This is a genomic window from Bradyrhizobium sp. USDA 4538, assembly GCF_024171045.1.
GTDB classification, from domain to species: Bacteria; Pseudomonadota; Alphaproteobacteria; order Rhizobiales; family Xanthobacteraceae; genus Bradyrhizobium; species Bradyrhizobium australafricanum.
The window spans coordinates 1,594,767-1,610,215 of sequence record NZ_JALJZE010000001.1 but is presented as its reverse complement, the minus strand read 5'-3'; the positions used below and the strand labels follow the sequence as shown (position 1 = coordinate 1,610,215).

General features: G+C 61.0%; 15 protein-coding genes and 4 pseudogenes. 12 read left to right on the top strand and 7 right to left on the bottom strand.

Features of this window, described 5'->3' with window-relative positions:
• Nucleotides 1-36: 36 nt before the first annotated feature.
• Entirely contained in the window at nt 37-432 is a 396-nt protein-coding gene (locus tag J2R78_RS06940; protein WP_253603559.1) for a hypothetical protein, read from the bottom strand.
• A gap of 213 nt (nt 433-645) precedes the next feature.
• On the bottom strand, nt 646-1,056 hold the full coding sequence (locus J2R78_RS06935) for a helix-turn-helix domain-containing protein (RefSeq protein ID WP_253603557.1): 411 nt from the start codon (nt 1,054-1,056) through the stop codon (nt 646-648).
• A 1,935-nt stretch (nt 1,057-2,991) separates the two neighbouring features.
• On the opposite strand from J2R78_RS06935, the gene J2R78_RS06930 reads away from it, so the two are divergent.
• A complete protein-coding gene (locus J2R78_RS06930; protein ID WP_253603556.1) occupies nt 2,992-3,762 on the top strand; it encodes a CmcI family methyltransferase in 771 nt (256 codons plus the stop codon).
• 443 nt (nt 3,763-4,205) lie between these two features.
• Here J2R78_RS06930 and J2R78_RS06925 read toward each other — a convergent pair whose 3' ends face one another.
• Genes J2R78_RS06925 through J2R78_RS06910 form a run of 4 tightly spaced genes read right to left on the bottom strand, consistent with a single transcriptional unit; the run spans nt 4,206 to nt 7,191 of the window.
• Nucleotides 4,206-4,808 (bottom strand): plasmid pRiA4b ORF-3 family protein, encoded by a 603-nt coding sequence (locus J2R78_RS06925; protein WP_253589677.1) that lies wholly within the window; start codon nt 4,806-4,808, stop codon nt 4,206-4,208.
• On the bottom strand, nt 4,805-6,370 hold the full coding sequence (locus J2R78_RS06920) for an IS66 family transposase (protein ID WP_253589676.1): 1,566 nt from the start codon (nt 6,368-6,370) through the stop codon (nt 4,805-4,807). Before J2R78_RS06920 ends, J2R78_RS06925 begins: the two co-directional genes overlap by 4 nt.
• 51 nt (nt 6,371-6,421) lie before the next feature.
• Nucleotides 6,422-6,775, bottom strand: coding sequence for an IS66 family insertion sequence element accessory protein TnpB (gene tnpB, locus J2R78_RS06915; protein WP_011931031.1), 354 nt, complete (start codon nt 6,773-6,775; stop codon nt 6,422-6,424).
• Nucleotides 6,769-7,191, bottom strand: a complete 423-nt coding sequence (locus J2R78_RS06910; protein ID WP_247280258.1) for a transposase — start codon at nt 7,189-7,191, stop codon at nt 6,769-6,771. The genes tnpB (J2R78_RS06915) and J2R78_RS06910 overlap by 7 nt, the downstream gene beginning before the upstream one ends.
• 112 nt (nt 7,192-7,303) lie before the next feature.
• Between J2R78_RS06910 and J2R78_RS06905 the strand changes: the two are divergent.
• The 11 genes and pseudogenes from J2R78_RS06905 to J2R78_RS06860 all read left to right on the top strand — a co-directional run.
• Nucleotides 7,304-8,436 (top strand): annotated as a pseudogene (locus J2R78_RS06905) (IS3 family transposase); the annotation flags it as partial.
• Between the two features lie 7 nt (nt 8,437-8,443).
• Nucleotides 8,444-8,698: pseudogene (locus tag J2R78_RS44955) on the top strand (hypothetical protein); the annotation flags it as partial.
• A gap of 73 nt (nt 8,699-8,771) precedes the next feature.
• Nucleotides 8,772-8,966 (top strand): hypothetical protein, encoded by a 195-nt coding sequence (locus J2R78_RS06895; RefSeq protein WP_253610075.1) that lies wholly within the window; start codon nt 8,772-8,774, stop codon nt 8,964-8,966.
• A gap of 36 nt (nt 8,967-9,002) precedes the next feature.
• Nucleotides 9,003-9,209, top strand: a pseudogene (gene tnpB / locus J2R78_RS06890) (IS66 family insertion sequence element accessory protein TnpB); the annotation flags it as partial.
• 389 nt (nt 9,210-9,598) lie between these two features.
• On the top strand, nt 9,599-9,976 hold the full coding sequence (locus tag J2R78_RS45170; RefSeq protein ID WP_375167106.1) for a hypothetical protein: 378 nt from the start codon (nt 9,599-9,601) through the stop codon (nt 9,974-9,976).
• A 309-nt stretch (nt 9,977-10,285) separates the two neighbouring features.
• Nucleotides 10,286-10,655, top strand: a pseudogene (locus tag J2R78_RS45165) (group II intron reverse transcriptase/maturase); the annotation flags it as partial.
• Nucleotides 10,656-10,934: 279 nt separating this feature from the next.
• The gene (locus tag J2R78_RS06880; protein WP_253609761.1) at nt 10,935-11,156 is read left to right on the top strand and encodes a transposase family protein; all 222 of its coding nucleotides are present in this window, start codon (nt 10,935-10,937) and stop codon (nt 11,154-11,156) included.
• A gap of 81 nt (nt 11,157-11,237) precedes the next feature.
• On the top strand, nt 11,238-11,699 hold the full coding sequence (locus J2R78_RS06875; protein WP_141343522.1) for a transposase: 462 nt from the start codon (nt 11,238-11,240) through the stop codon (nt 11,697-11,699).
• A complete protein-coding gene (gene tnpB, locus J2R78_RS06870; RefSeq protein WP_253603553.1) occupies nt 11,696-12,049 on the top strand; it encodes an IS66 family insertion sequence element accessory protein TnpB in 354 nt (117 codons plus the stop codon). Before J2R78_RS06875 ends, tnpB (J2R78_RS06870) begins: the two co-directional genes overlap by 4 nt.
• A 50-nt stretch (nt 12,050-12,099) precedes the next feature.
• Nucleotides 12,100-13,662 carry an IS66 family transposase gene (locus J2R78_RS06865; protein ID WP_253603552.1) on the top strand — a complete coding sequence of 521 codons (1,563 nt, stop codon included), beginning with the start codon at nt 12,100-12,102 and terminating at the stop codon, nt 13,660-13,662.
• Between the two features lie 29 nt (nt 13,663-13,691).
• Nucleotides 13,692-14,282, top strand: coding sequence for a UPF0149 family protein (locus tag J2R78_RS06860; protein WP_076825176.1), 591 nt, complete (start codon nt 13,692-13,694; stop codon nt 14,280-14,282).
• A 166-nt stretch (nt 14,283-14,448) separates the two neighbouring features.
• Here J2R78_RS06860 and J2R78_RS06855 read toward each other — a convergent pair whose 3' ends face one another.
• Nucleotides 14,449-15,102 (bottom strand): helix-turn-helix domain-containing protein, encoded by a 654-nt coding sequence (locus J2R78_RS06855; RefSeq protein ID WP_253603551.1) that lies wholly within the window; start codon nt 15,100-15,102, stop codon nt 14,449-14,451.
• Nucleotides 15,103-15,449 lie beyond the last annotated feature (347 nt).

Genomic DNA, 15,449 nt, shown 5'->3' with positions numbered 1-15,449 from the left:
AACTGTCCGCGATTTAGCGGAATCCCTGTCCCGGAATTACTGAAATCGCTGTCCGCGAATTAGCGAAATTGCTGTCCGGAAATTGCCGAAACACGCACTGATGACGCGGTGATCGCCTTCGAGGACCGTCTGTCCGGCAAGCGATTGCTGAATGTGCTGGGTAAGCGGCTCAGTCGGTACGGGCTTCAACTCCATCCGATCAAGACCCGCTTCGTAGACTTCCGGTTTAAACGCCCCGGTGGGCGTCATCCCGCGACGGCGCGGACCACATTCAACTTCCTTGGCTTCACCCATGTATGGGGTCAATCGAGGAAGGGTAAGAATGTCGTCCGACAAATAACGGCAAAAGACCGTTATGCCCGCGCGCTGGCTTCCGTAACGGAATGGTGTCGGCTCAACCTGCATCGCCCGTTCCGGGAACAGCACGCGCACTTGTCGCGGGTTATCCGGGGGCACTGCGCCTACTACGGCATCTCCGGCAACGGCCGACGGATCAGATGGTATCACCACCAGCTCACGCGGATATGGAAGAAAATGGCTCGCGCGGCAGCAATCTGCCGTGGTCACGCTTCCGGGCCATGCTCGCGCGACATCCGCTGCCGACAGCCAAGATCGTCCACCAATATGCCGTCTCGTGAGCGAAGCTTACGCGTGAAGAACCGGATGCGGGTAATCCGCTCGTCCGGGTCTGTGAGGGGCGGGGATGGCAACATCCCCGCCTAAGCCAGATGCGCTGCACGCTTGAGACCGACAGGCCGCTTCCTTCGCCATGCCGCGCGAGCTCCAGTGGGTCGCATCCTTCGGGAGGCTTTCCAGGGTCCGTACGATGGTAGCTTCGATGCGCGCGTCATCGATCGTCCGCGGTGCTCCGGGCCTTGGCTCGTCGCGCAGGCCTTCCACGCGATCCTGCACAAAGCGCCGACGCCACTTGCCGACCGTGGTCTCGATCACACCGAGCTTCGCCGCCACCTCCTTGTTCTGGCTGCCTTCTGCACAGGCCAAAATGATCCGGGCGCTCAACGCCAGGGCTTGGGCCGTCTTGCGACGGCCGGCCAACGCCTTCAGCTCAGCTCGCTCCTCGTTGCTTTAGGATCAGGGATGCCAGTTCCGCCATCGAATGCTCCATCGCTGTGCCTCGAAAGACCGTCGCAGGCTGGCTCTCCCTAACTGGGAAGCCTGAGGTCTCTGAGCTTGGACGAACGAGGTTGCCGACCTACACCAGCGTGGCACGATGACCACAGAGTCTCCGACAGAACGGTTCAAGCCCGCACGATAACGACCCCTGCGGCCGATCGCTAGGAGGTTGGCATCCGAGGCCGCACCTGTGCGCGTTCCGACACTCGTAACCATCCGCTACGACGGATTGCAACCGTCCGTTCGGATCATCGCGATAGGTGCTATGATACCGTTAGGTGCATTTCTGATCGAAACGTTTTAGCTCGATGTCAAGATGTCAAGCGCGGCGGAGGCCGTCCATATTCGACCGGATGGTCCCCGCTGCGAGCGCCTCTCGGCTGACGCTTGCGCACAGGCGGGCTGCCGAGCTCGGATCCGATAAGCGTTGCGGAGATGCGATCGAAGACCAGTCACCGACAGTGCGCTCGCCAATAACCTTGCGCCAAGTTGTTACGGCGGGTTGTGCTGGTGATGAGGACGGAGTCGCGGTCATGGCGATCCTCGACGAACTCAATGAAATCGCGCTGCTGGCCGCAGAGAGGCGGCCAGGTATCACGATCGTCCAATAGAACCAGATTGACATTTACCCGGAACAGTCGATGGTACCAGTTGTCGCCGTGAGCAAATCAGCGAACAAGCGCCACACGCGCGCGTGGTAAATTGTGTCCCCCACCAAGCCTATGCGCTAGCACGCTGGACTAACCACGACTTGGTGGTTCCGCACGGCCGCTGATCAGCAAGCCTCCGCGGTGTTAGGCTATCTCGGCTAGTGGCTAATTGTTCGACAGCACCGTGTCGAGCCGGCGCGGCGTGCGGTAATCGACCCGAGTAGTACGACTTCCGATCTCGACGTTGTAGTCGAGCCCACCCTGCATTCCTTCGTTCGGCAAAGGCATAGCAAACGGCCCGTAATGACTTGAGCGCCGCGCAGCCATCGCCCTGCTTGTCACGGAGCTCAATAAGCCGTATCGCGCCATCTCGGCATAAGCCGCGCGCGCTGTATGTCGAGATCGGGCTACGTGCTAGCTAGTGTCCCGGGTCATAAGTTCGAATCATTAGATTCGCGTCAGCATCTTGCTCTTAGTCCCGGCGCGATATGGCGCGCAAGGCAACTGAGCCGGAAGCCTGAGCGGCATAGCCGACCAAGAGGTAGAAGTATCATCTAGCAGCCTTCCTCTGGACAGGCTACCGAACTCATGAACTTGCTTTTCAGGCCGTTGAACCTGCTCTCCCACGGTTCGGGAGAAAGCGAGCGCCGAACGCCAACCTTTTGATTAACTGGCATCGCTCAAGGCGAAAGTAGCGAACGATTCGGTGCGCTTAGTGACAATAGAGCGAAAAGTCCTATTCGGTTCATAACTGGCATTGGATCATCTTGCCCGTGTTCTTTATCGTACATTGATGACGCAGATGTCGCGAACCGACCAAGCGTTGTGGCCGTTCCAGCAGGGATGCTGGCAAATCTTCGTATTTCGCCCTCGCTAGGTAAGCGAACACTGCACTCGCCAAGTGGCACGCCGATTGCTGGGATGAGGAGCAAAGACCGCCTGGGTTAAACTGGAGCAGTCACATCTCAGGAAGTCACAGATGAGACTTGCCCGATCGATTCTGGTCAATCCTCTGCTTATGCCGTGTCGGTTGCCGCGAAGTTCGCCGTGGAGCGGCGCTCAGCGGAAAGTTTGGATGCGAGGCAGTGCGTTGGCGCGAGCGGACAGTTCTACAAACTAGATCACCCAGCCCTACCATCGCGGTGGAACTGATCATCGCTACGTACTATTGTGACACAACGCGAGGCGTAAAACGGAGGTAGACTCTATGAAACTCGCTTACGGATACAAAGCTCTTTGGGAGGTTGCCCAGAAAAATTATCCCGGTCAAACCGGGGTGGCCGGACTTCTCGATCAAAGAGGGATGTTTGACGCCATGAGCAGTGTCGTGAATGCTGACTATTCTGACCGCTTTGCAAAGCCAACCGCACGAGCATGGAGATGCTCCATTGATCCATGGAGTTTTCAGCACTCTGCGACGGTCAGGGGAGCCTTGGCACAAACGTACAAAGGGTTAGTAAATATTAAGAACCCTTTTGATCTGTCTCTGTATACGAGGCTAATTTGGGAAATTCAGCCGAGGACAATTCTAGAACTCGGTTCCTTTCAGGGCGGCAGCGGACTGTGGTTTGCTGATCAGATGTCGATGCTTTGCGAGAAACCTGGTGAAGTTCACTCCTTTGACTTGCACACGACACGCATCCATGCAAATGCAAAGCATCCACTTCTCACCTTTCATCAGATTGACCTTTCGGATGCAGAGGCCTTTGATAAAAGCCTGCTGATGAGATTACCTCATCCTTGGCTTGTGATCGACGACGCGCACGTACAAGTATTTTCGATATTTTCTTACCTAAGCGGCGTTCTTGTATCGGGGGATTACTATGTGATTGAAGATATCGTTTCACTGTTAAACAAGGAGGCTTTCGATGGCTTGCAAATGATCGAGCAAGCTGGCTTTTTAGTCGATACTTATTATACGGACGCGTTCGGGACCAACGTTACTTGTGCTCCGAATGCGTGGTTTCGAAAATCGTGAGCTTGCACCCATGGACATGAGTTTCCGGGCGCTCCTAGAGAAGGCCTCTGAATCCATGATAAAGCTGAGGCCGTTCAGCCGAGAAGTTCTGCACGGCAGCGCCACAGCGTTGCCATAGCTATGAACCTTGCGGGTCCGAGAGCTTGAGCGGTCGGAAAGATAGCCGCGTGCGTGCAGTCAGGACGGTTGGACATATTGCACCGACCGATGGCACGCAAACCTCAAAAAAAAAGCCTAAAAACGCGGCGTGAATCTCAAAGTTAACCGGTATGAGCTCCCACGTCTCCGTGATCAGCGCGCGCGAGCGTAACTGACCTGCCCCTGAGTATTTCCTCCAGATGGAGTTAGAGTCCGGCCTGAGCAAGGACGGATAGATGAAGCGAGCAAGGTTCACGGAAGAGCGTAAGCGTAGCTCTGAGGCCCATTTGATTGGCGCTTGACGTCTATTTTGAGCGCGTGGTGCGCCGGCGCGGCTTCCATATGTCGGACAACGCATTGACAGCGGCCTCAAGCGCCTTCCGGTCGACGACGTTGGGATCGAACTGCTCCGGGCCCCAGAGGCGCATATGTTCGTGCTCCGGATGGGTGGGGTCGCTGATGGCGTCGAGGTATTCAGCATAGCCTGGCGCACCGCCGACATCTTCCGGAGGACAACGGCCGGCGGCCTCGAGCAAGAACGGAAGTCCCTCCGTTGTCGTGTTGTCGAACCACTTTTCAAGCTTGATCACGTGATCCCAGCTGTCGCCGAAGTCGTAGAGATAATGGATCGTCTTCGCGCCGGTCTCCTGAACGATATTAGAGAGCCGCGTCTTGCGGGCATCGATGGGCTGAGGGCCAAAATCTCCATCGGGATCAGGTATACCCCAACGTCCTTCGCCGGCCAGGAACTCGAAGAGATGGCTGTTCGTCCAGCCAAACGCCGCCTGAAGCGTCAGATGCAGCCGATCAAGGCGCAGGGTGACGGGTACGACAAGGCGACGCATCACCTCCGGCTTCACATCCTTGAGGGTTACCTTGATCCGGACCGCGGTCGTGTTCAGGCTCATGCCGCCAGCCTCGGATCGTGTGTATGCATCGTATAGGTCGACGCCCAGGGAAGCAGTTCGTCCAGTCGCGCCGCAGGCCAACCATTGACGAGCTTGGCGAGAACGTCAGCGAGCCAGTGCTCGGCACTGACGCCATTGAGCTTACAGGTCTCAATGAGCGAAGCCAGCAATGCCCAATTCTCGGCACCTTCGTCGCAACCGGCAAAAAGGGAGTTCTTGGCATTGAGCTTGATTGGCCGCATCGCTCGCTCGACCGCATTGGTGTCCATCTCGATGCGCCCGTCATCAAGGTAGAACGTTAGGCCGTCCCAATGACGCAGCGCGTAACGCAGGGCCTTCGCCGTGTCGCTCTTCTGCGCAAGGTGAGCAAGCTTGGCCTCAAACCACTGCTTCAAGGCTGTAGCCAGAGGCCGGGCATGCGCTTGTCGCCCCGCGCGGCGCTCGTCCGCAGATCGGCCGCGGAGTGCCTTCTCGACCGCGTAAAGCAGGGCGATGCGCTCAAGGGCCTCGCGGGCAACCGGAGCTGGCGCCGGCGCAGCCTCCCGCTCGATCTTCACAAACTGGCGCCGCAGATGCGACCAGCAGAAGGCAAGCGTCCCGGACAGGGCGTCCGCACGCGTCTCTCGGGTCATGGTCTTGTAAGCCTGATAGCCGTCGCAGTGGATGATGCCGCGATAGCCCTCGAGCAGCCTCAAGCCATGAACGGCCCCACGGCCCGGTGCATAGGCGTAAACCACGCCAGGTGGATCAGGTCCGGCCCAGGGCCTGTCATCGCGTGACAGCGCCCAGAAGTAGCCGGTTTTGGTCCTGCCGCGCCCTGGATCCAGCACCGGCGCCGGGGTCTCATCGACACAGAGCTTCGAAGAGGCGAGCAGAAGCTGGCGCAGACGATGCCACAAGGGCTTCAATTCCTGGGCGGCGTAGCCGACCCAAAAGGCGAGCGTGGAACGGTCGATGGCGATACCGTGGGTCGCCAGCATCTGCGCCTGACGATAGAGCGGCAAATGCCAATGATACTTGGCGTCAATTACATGCGCGACGAGACGCTCGGTGGGCAGTCCCCCCTTGATCAATCGCTCGGGCGCAGCGTGCTGGAGGACGACGCCATGACAGGCGCGGCAGGCAAGCTTGGGCCGGCGGGTGACGATCACCCTGTATTGCACCGGAACGACGTCGAGCCTCTGGCTCTCATCGTGACCAATCTCAACGAGATCGCCTTTGCAGCACGGGCAGCAGGTTGCAGCCGGCATCAGCGTTTCGACAATGCGTGGCAAATGCTCCGGAAGCTGACCACGGTTGGCTCTGCGCTTGGCAGTTCTCTTCTCGCGGGCTCTGGGATTGGCGCGATCCTCAGCTGCTGCGAGAGCCGCGACGGCCTCTTCGATGTCCTCCAGAACAAGCTGTAGCTGATCAGCGTCCAGCTTTTCCGACGATCGACCGAACTGCGCATCCTTCGCAAGCTTGAGCAACCGCTCGAGCCTGGCGCAGCGATCCAGCAGAGCCGCGGCAAAGACACGCAGCTCGGCTGGATCGCTCGGCAGCTCATCAGGCAAATCACTCATTGGCCCAAGTCTGCCATGCTTCGCGCCCCGATGCAGCGAAGATTTTATGTCCTACGCAAGTGCTTTCGGCTGCGGGATTCGAGGCGCGTGCATCCGCGTCCAATCCATGCCGGCCAGAAGCGCGGACAGCTGGGCGGCATTCATCCGCATCACGCCGGCCACGATAGGAGGCCATTTGAAGCCGCTGCCATCGAGCCGCTTCCAATACATCACAAGGCCGCTGCCATCCCAGACGACAATCTTCACCCGATCGGCGCGCTTCGCACGGAACACCACCGCCACGCCCTTCATCGGGTCATGGCCCAGCGTCTCCTTCGCCAACAGCGCCAAGCCCTCCGCACCTTTTCTGAAGTCCACAGGTTGCGTCGCCACGTAAATCATGAGGCTCGCGGGCGGCGTCAGCATGAACGTGTCCGTCGAAGCGCCAAGAACACATCACTCAACACAGCAAGGCCAGGCGTCCCTCGCACCTCCACGCGTGCCCCCTGGAGTTCAACCGTCACAACGGCTGCTTCCGGCGACCCGGTGGGCTCTGCGGCCGCCGGTAGCGCCGATTCCGATACCACCGGCACGAACGACAGCGTGTCCGCCGAAGCCGGCAGCACCAACTGGCCCAAACGCGCCCGGCGCCGCCAGTCGTGCACCTGTTGGGGCCGGCACCCATGGCGACGCGCGACATCTGTGACAATCGCCCCCGGCTCAAGGCTTTCCGCGGCAATCTGTGCCTTCAAATCGTCCGGCCAGCGCTTTCGACCTGCGCCTGCGTACACTTCGATACGCGGTGACAACGGTCGTCTTATGTCGTCCGAATGGTCGTCCATTGTGAGCACCCTTGCAGAAGATGACTCTTCTAGCGGTCCTCTCAGGACTGAGTACAAAAATTCTCAAGGGCCTCAACGCCACGCTTACGGAAGAGCAGATTATCGCAGTGTTGAAGGCGGAGCGACGACAGCTGACCTGGCTCGCAAACACGGAGTCTCGGAGGCGACGATCTACAATTGGAAGGCCAAATTCGGCGGCATGGAAGCTTCCGAAGCCAAGCGGCTGAAGTCGCTGGAGGAGGAGAACGCGAAGCTGAAGAAGCTGCTGGCCGAGCAAATGCTCGATGCGGCGGCACTGCGCGAGCTTCTGTCAAAAAAATGGTAGGGCACGCCGCCAAGCGCGCCGCTGTGGCGCACCTGAAGGCCATGATGGGCCTGTCGGAGCGACGGGCCTGCACGATCGTCGACGCGGATCGGAGGATGGTCCGTTACCGATCTCGCCGCGCTGCGGATACGGAGCTTCGTGCCCGGCTGCGCGACCTTGCTCACGAGCGCCGACGGTTCGGCTACCGTCGACTGTTCGTCCTGCTGCGACGAGAGGGCGAGCCATCAGGGATCAACCGCATTCACCGGATCTATCGGGAAGAAGGGCTGACGGTCCGCAAGCGTCGGGCTCGCCGCAAGGCCATGGGGTGCCGGGCACCGATCCTGGTGGAAGCAAAGCCGAATGCGCGCTGGTCGCTGGACTTCGTCCACGACCAGTTCGCCAATGGACGACGCTTCCGCATCCTCAACATCGTCGACGATGTCACCAAGGAATGTCTGGGCGCCATTCCTGACACATCGATCTCGGGCCGGCGTGTGGCGCGGGAACTGACGACGATTGTCGCCCGCCGCGGCAAACCCGGCCTGATCGTCTCCGACAACGGCACCGAGCTCACCTGCAACGCCATGCTCGCCTGGTGCAAGGAAACCGGCATCGACTGGCACTTCATCGCACCGGGCAAACCGATGCAGAACGGCTTCGTCGAGAGCTTTAACCGCCGGATGCGCGACGAGCTCCTCAATGAGACGCTGTTCTTCGATCTCAACGACACCAGGACCAAACTCGCGGCATGGGTCGCCGACTACAATGGCGAGCGACCTCATTCCTCGCTGCAATACCTCACGCCCGCGGCCTACGCCGCCACTCTCACCGCAACGGACGCTCGGCTGCGCAACCCCGACCAGCTCCGCCGATCGTCCGTTGCTCCACCCGCGCCACTTGGCGTACAAACCACCGAGACTCTAACTGCCGCTGGATGAAAGTTCAGTGGCAGGTCATAACGGGTCGGCATCCAGTACTGGCGCATGGCCTCAACGAGTCCGGAATGTCAGTATCCGTGCGGTGAAGGCCGCCTTGCCGAGTGGAGGCGTGTTGTTGAGAACTGTCCTTGTGGACAGTGATAGGCGCAGTGCCAAAGTCGAACGGCTCGAAGTAGGGGACGCAGGCCGGCGGCGCTGGTCGGAGGATGAGAAGATCAAGATCGTCCTGGAGAACTTGCAGGCGCCGCGCCAGGTTGCGGCGACGGCGCGGCGATATGGCGTTTCGCGCTCATTGCTGCTCCGATGGCGACGGTCGTTTTGCCCCGAGCCGAAGGATGCCGCCCAGCAAACGGGCTTCGTACCGGCGATGGTGGTCGCGGAAACGGGGCCGACGCCTGGTCCAGCCGGCCGGCGGCGGCGCGATCGAGATCGAGTTTGCGGCCGGGGCTCGGATGCGGATCACGGGTTCGGTCGACGCGGCGACGCTGAAGGCCGCAGTCGCGGCACTGGCAGATGGACGGCCGAGGTGATCCACATTCCGCCCGCCGTACGGGTGCGGCCACACCGATATGCGCCGCGGCATGAGCTCGCTGGCCTTGCCGGTGCAGGAAGCCTTTAGGCGCGACCCGCACGGCGGCGACCTCTACGTGTTCCATGGCAAGAACGGCAAGCTCATCAAGATCCTTTGGTATGATGGGCTGGGCATGTCGCTCTATCCAAGCGGCTGGAGCGCGGCCGCTATCTCTGGCCGTCGTCGGCCACTGGCGTGGTGACAATCACCCCGGCCTAGCTTGCCTACTTGATTAGAGCATTGACTGGGTGCGCCGGGAGACCGGTGAAGACAGAGGTGAAGGTCCCTTACGATGAAGGAGTAGCAAGCCACATCGCCCCCGAGCCATGCGTGCGTGGCCGTGAGGCCATGAGCGAAGCGTTGACAGGGGTGCGCGTAGGCCAGCCATTGAACGACGAAAGACTTCCCATCCGGAGCGCTGATGCCTTCCAGTCGGCAGAAAGCAACATGACCCGTCGCGATAATGCAAGTGTCGGGCAGTTTCGCGTCGTCTATCCGCTTCGTTGAGCACCGAGTTGGCGACAAGAGGATCGCTGCCTTTTCCAGAAATGGTTGAAGGCGGGCGCGTTGGAAGACGGCCAAAAGATCGAGGTGAAGGCGGGAACGCCGCAGGGGGCGGTGATCTCACCGCGGCTTGCGAATATCTACCTCCACTATGTCTACGATCTTTGGCTCGACGCATGGCAAAAGCGGCGGGCGAGCGGCGACATGATTGTCGTGCGTTACGCCGATGACAGTGCGCCACGACGGCGAAGGAGGTGCTGTAGAGCACCTTTGAGCAGCCTTGCTGCACAGAAGATGGAGGCAGCCCCTCGAACTCGGGTTGCAGGATCAGGGTTCAAACTACCGGCTGGGGCTTCGGCCCATGGTCGAGGTGGTCGAGGCCGGAAAAGGCAGAGCAAGACTCTTTCAGGTAAGGATCGAAGAGACGAGCGCAAGCGAACCACCGATGAACTATCGAAAGCGTAGGGAAGAGTCAAAACCTAGGGGGCAGTCGTTATCTTGGGATCAGTTTGAGCGATGCCTGTTTACGGCTCAGGCGGCGTCCGGCAGGCGAGGTAGCGTTACCTGAACTCAGGCTTCTGTGCGGAACGTGGAAACCTGTATCGCGATGCCAAGGGAATGGTTCAAGTGGAAGCCCCACAAGAGTCTGAGTACCAATGTGCGATGCAGGGACGGAGCCGTGTGTAGTAGTGACGAAGAACTGTAATGGTGGCGGAGCGAAGGCATGGCACTGTCCCGCTTGATTGGAAGAACAACCGGAAACGGAGGACTCTTTTGGGTCAAGCAAAGCCGTATGACATCTCCAAGCCCTGGGATTGGGAGACGTACAAATGGGTTAAAGCAAATCGGGGCGCGGCCGGTCTTGCAGAGCAATCTGTACAAGCTCTGGAATCGAATGTCTTCGGACAGCTACTTTCCACCGCCGGTCAAGCGTGTGCAGATCGACAAGCGCGACGGCGGGAAGAGGCCGCTAGGAATTCCTACGGTGTAGGACCGCGTTGCTCAGCGGTCGTCAAAGGATATCTGGAGCCCGGATTTGGAGAGACACTTTCATCCAGACTCATTCGGATATCGACCCGGAAATTCGGCGCTCGATGCCGTTGGGGTTGCTCGCCAGCGATGCTGGCGGCATCCCTTCGTGCTCGTGGCGAATCTCTTTCTCCACTATGCGTTTTGACACGTGGATGCGAAGAAATCATCCGCAGCGTCCCGTTCGAGCGTTATGCCTGTCAATCGGCGTTCAAATTTGGCTCTGACTCACTTTTGATACAGTTTGGGGGATGTCTGACGCTTTGATTGGGGAGAATCAGCGCCATGCAGCACTCCAGCGCTCCAATCTGGTGCCGAGTGGGTTTGTTGTAGAGAGTGCGTACTTCGAAGGTGATAAGGCCGTGATTGCGGTCCGGGCGTCGGGAAGTGTTGTCTGTGTCCATCGTGCGGAACGGTTTCTCGACGTGTCCATAGCCGGTATCGGCGACGCGTGACCGATCTGCCGCTCTCGGGGCGGATCGTCCAACTCCTGGTAATCGCCCGCCGCTTCCGCTGCGATACGCACGTTCGCCACCTCGCGCTCCCACTCGGCGAGATGCGCCTCGACTGCCACCCAGCTCGCGAGGGAATGCCCCGCGATCGCGTTCTTCTGTAACCGGCATGAGGGCCTCACCTCGCAGTGACGAAGCTTGTCTGCGATATAGGCTGGCAAGAGCTGATCGGTGGAGGTGGCGCGATGGCAAATGCCATGCTTGATGCCAGGCAGGAAGGTGACTCTTATCGCCGCGTTGAGGTGATCACTGGGGAGCGCCGGCGGCGACGGTGGACGAGCGAGGAGAAGGCCCGGATCGCGGCAGAGAGCTTTGAGGAGGGGGCGAACATCTCCGAGGTGGCGCGGCGCAATGGCGTTTCTCGCGGACTGCTCACGGTGTGGCGACGCCAGGTAGCGGCGGCGCTGGCCGGCAAAGCCCAGAACTTCGTGCCTATCCAAATTGGCGCCGAGAGCGATGGCGGGAGGGTTGGCAAGTCCGAGTGTATTTCGCCGGTACAGACGAAGCCCGTGGAGATTGCCACGCCGCCGGCCAAGGTCTGTGGAGTGGTCGAGATCGAGGTGAACGGGGCGCGCATCCGGGTCGAGCCGGGGGTGGAACTGGCGACGCTTTCGGTGGTGCTATCGGCGCTTCGAGGGATCCGGTGATTGCTCTACGGTCAGACCTCAAGGTGGTGCTGGCGGCCCAGCCGGTCGACTTTCGTAAGTCGGTGCATACGCTGTCGGCGCTGGTGAGCGAAGCACTGCGCGCGAACCCATATTGCGGCGACGTCTTCGTGTTCCGCAGCAAGCGCATGGACAGAGTGAAGCTTCTGGCGTGGGACGGCAGCGGCATGGTGTTGGTAACGAAGTGGTTGCACCAGGGGCGTTTCACCTGGCCGCCGATCCGCGACGGCGTTGTGCATCTCAGTGCGACGCAGCTTGCGATGCTACTCGACGGGCTCAAGTGGACGCGTGTGTCGCCCAAGCCTGTGAAGCAGCCGGCCATTGTCGGCTGAGAAGTGAGGATTTCACTGGAGCATGGGTCGCACGGATGTATCGTCTGGTCATGGCGATTCGCCCCGACACTCTCCCGACCGATCCGGCAGCTCTGACCGAGATGGTGCTCGCGCTTGACGCTGAGAACGAGACGCTGCGCGTAGCAATGCAAACGTTCAAGGACATGATCTTCGGGAAGCGCTCGGAGCGGCTTGCCGCGCTCGTGGCCGAGCAGCTCGCGCTTGAGCTTGGCGATCTTGAGACCGACGTCACGCCGCCTGCAGCTGCCAACGACGATGCAGCTGCGGCAAAGCCGCCCGGCAAGCCACTGCGGAAGAAGGCGCGCCGCAACATCGGCGCGCTTCCAAAGCACCTGCCGCGCTGCGAGCATGTGCTGGAGCCGGAGGCGACCGCATGCCCGTGTTGCCAGGGCCAGCTTCACAAGATCGGCGAGGACGTCAGCGAGGTGCTGGACATCATCCCGGCGATCCTGCGGGTGCTGCGGACGGTCCGTCCCAAGTACGGCTGCCGCCGCTGCACCGATGGTGTGATCCAGGCGAAGGTGCTGCCGCGCCTGATCGAGAGCGGCATGGCTTCGACCGCACTCGTGAGCCACGTGGTAGTCTCGAAGTTCGCCTGGTATCTGCCGCTGTACCGACAGGTGCAAATTCTGGCCGGCCAGGGTGTCCATCTCGACCGGGCGACGCTTGCCGGCTGGGTGAAGCGTGCGGCCTGGTGGCTCAGGAGCCTCTATGCGCTTCAGCTGCGCACGATCCAGGCCGCGCCGCGCCTGTTCTGCGACGAGACGCCGATGCCGGTGCTCGATCCCGGACGACATCGCCCGCGCATCTGCCAGTTCTGGGCGCATGCCATGGATGACCGGCCATGGGGCGGTCCCTCGCCGCCGGCGGTGGCCTACGTGTTCGCCGACGGCCGCGGCACGGCGGAGATCGCCAGACAGTTGATGGGCTTTTCCGGCATTCTGCAGGTCGACGGTTATGCCGCCTACAAAGCGCTCGCCCGCGATCATGGCGGCGCGATCCAACTCGCCTTTTGTCTCGCCCACGCCCGCCGCAAATTCGTCGAGGTGTATAAGACGACCCAGTCGCCGTTCGCGCGCGAAGTGATCGAGCGCCTGCAGGCGGTCTATGCCATCGAAGCAGAGATCCGTGGCAGCAGTGCCGAGCAGCGGCTGGCCACCCGCGGCACCAGGTCCGCTCCATTGATGGAGGCGCTCAGGACGCGCCTGACCGCAATGGTCGGCCAGCTCTTCTCCCAATCGAAGCTGGCGGAGGCCATCAACTACGCACTCAATCACTGGGACGGGTTGACGCTGTTTCTCCGCGACGGCCGTGTCGAAGTTGACAGCAACACAGTCGAGCGTTCCATGCGCCCGATTGCGACGGGAAGACGCAACTCATTGTTCAGCGGCAGCGAAGGCGGCGCCGAGAGCTGGGCAATCCTGGCGTCGCTCGTGAACACGGCAAAACTCCATGAGCTCGACCCGCAGGCCTACCTGACCGATGTGCTGGAGCGCATCGTGTCCGGGCGAACCAAGAGTCATCAGCTGCACGAGCTGCTCGCCTGGAACTGGAAGGCGGCGCGCCGGCACACACCGCAGGCAGCGGCATGAGCCCACGTCGCCATAAGGCAGGATCGTCGATGGCGTCAGCCGCGATGTCGCTTGCGGAGCTCGAGCGATGGCTCCAGGATCGCGTCGATCGCCATCCTGCCGCCACCAGCATTCCCATGCTCGACGGCTATACCGCCGCGATCGTGGCCGGACCGGTGTCGATGAGCCCGCTCGATTGGATCTGCCCGCTGCTCGCGATCGATGCCGACGCTTTCAACCATGGCGGCACGCCGGAGTTCGCCGCGATCTCCGCCGTCGCGCTGCGCCACAACGACATCAGCAACACCCTCTCGACTGCCCCCGATCGGTTCGAGCCGATGCACCGGCGCGACCCCAGCGGCAACATCGATGCGCATCCCTGGTGCCAGGGTTTCTATGCCGCGATGCGGCTCAGACTGTCGGCGTGGGCGCCGTTGCTCGACGTCAACAACGTCAATCACGGCCTGCTGCTGCCCATCCTGCTGCATTGTCGCGACGATCAGGCCCGTCCGCTGCTCGGACCGCCACGAAACGGTCGCAAAACCGAGGATTTCCTCCGTAACGCCTACCTCGATATCCCAACCGTCGTCGAGGCGCTGCGCCAGCACTGGATGCCCATCCGCTACGCACGCGACCGCTAATCATCGCGGACGTGGGAGCTCATACCGGTTACGTTCTTCTTCACGTAGCTGACGCCATTCTCCATCTTGCCCTTCGTGCGCGCCCGATACGGCGCGCAGGTGCGAGCACGGAAGCCCCAATGCTTCGCGAACGCGATGAGCTTGTCGTTAAACTGAACCGACCGGCTCACCGCGTGTGGCGCACCACGAGCGCGCGTGGATTGTCCATCAGCACTTCCTCCGGCACGCCGCCGAAGGTCGTAAATGCACTCTCGAGCCAGGCGAACCAGTGCTCCTGCTTCTCGGCCCGGAACGCACGCACATGCAGCCGCCGCGAATGCCCGAGCGTCGCCACGAACACGAATGCTTTGATCTTCACCCCGCCGATCTCGGCCAGGCGCTCGCCGAAGTCGATGTGCAGCTGTCGCCCCGGGGGTGTCTCGAACCGCGTCGTCGCGAGCGCTTCTGCCTTCAGCGCCTGGCGATAGGGCTGTACCGCGCGTTGCAGCGTTCGCCGGCTGACTGTCACGCCTTTCTCGGCCAACAGGTCCTGGCGCACCACGTCCGCATTGCCGCGATGGCGAATGAACCTCTCGCGCAGCCAACCCTCAAGGCCGTCGAGCCGCTTCAGCCGCTCGGGCGACTTGAACGGCTTCACCCCGCCCGCCGCAATATAATCCTTCACCGTGTGATGGCTGCAGCCCAGCTGGCGCGCAATGCGCTTCAGCCCCCATCCGCACGCCCTCAGGCGCAACATCTCCGCCACGTCATCCGGCGTCTTCATCACCTGCCCCCGTGGATCACTCCACGACGAGCCTCTAGTGATTCGTTCCTGCTTCATTCGCTCTCTCCTCGGCTAAAGGAGGGGGCAATTCCTCGCGATGCCGAGGGGGCCAGTTTTTATATGGCGCGCGACAAATCGACGCTTTATTTCGAGTTACGCCGGATCAAAGCTTCCTCCTCCGGTGGGTTAGGACGCAAGTTCAAGCGCCCTGCGGCAACTCCCGACTAGGGACTGACTGTTCACAGGTGATCCATTTTGCGCCGGATCTATTTGTCCATTGGCAGCTTCTGCATACGAGGTTGAATGCTCGGAGCCGTATGAGCCGATAGGCTCACATACGGTTCTGGGAGCGGCAGGGTGAGATCCCCGCGCAACGCCTCGATAGCCGATAAACTGCCAAGCCC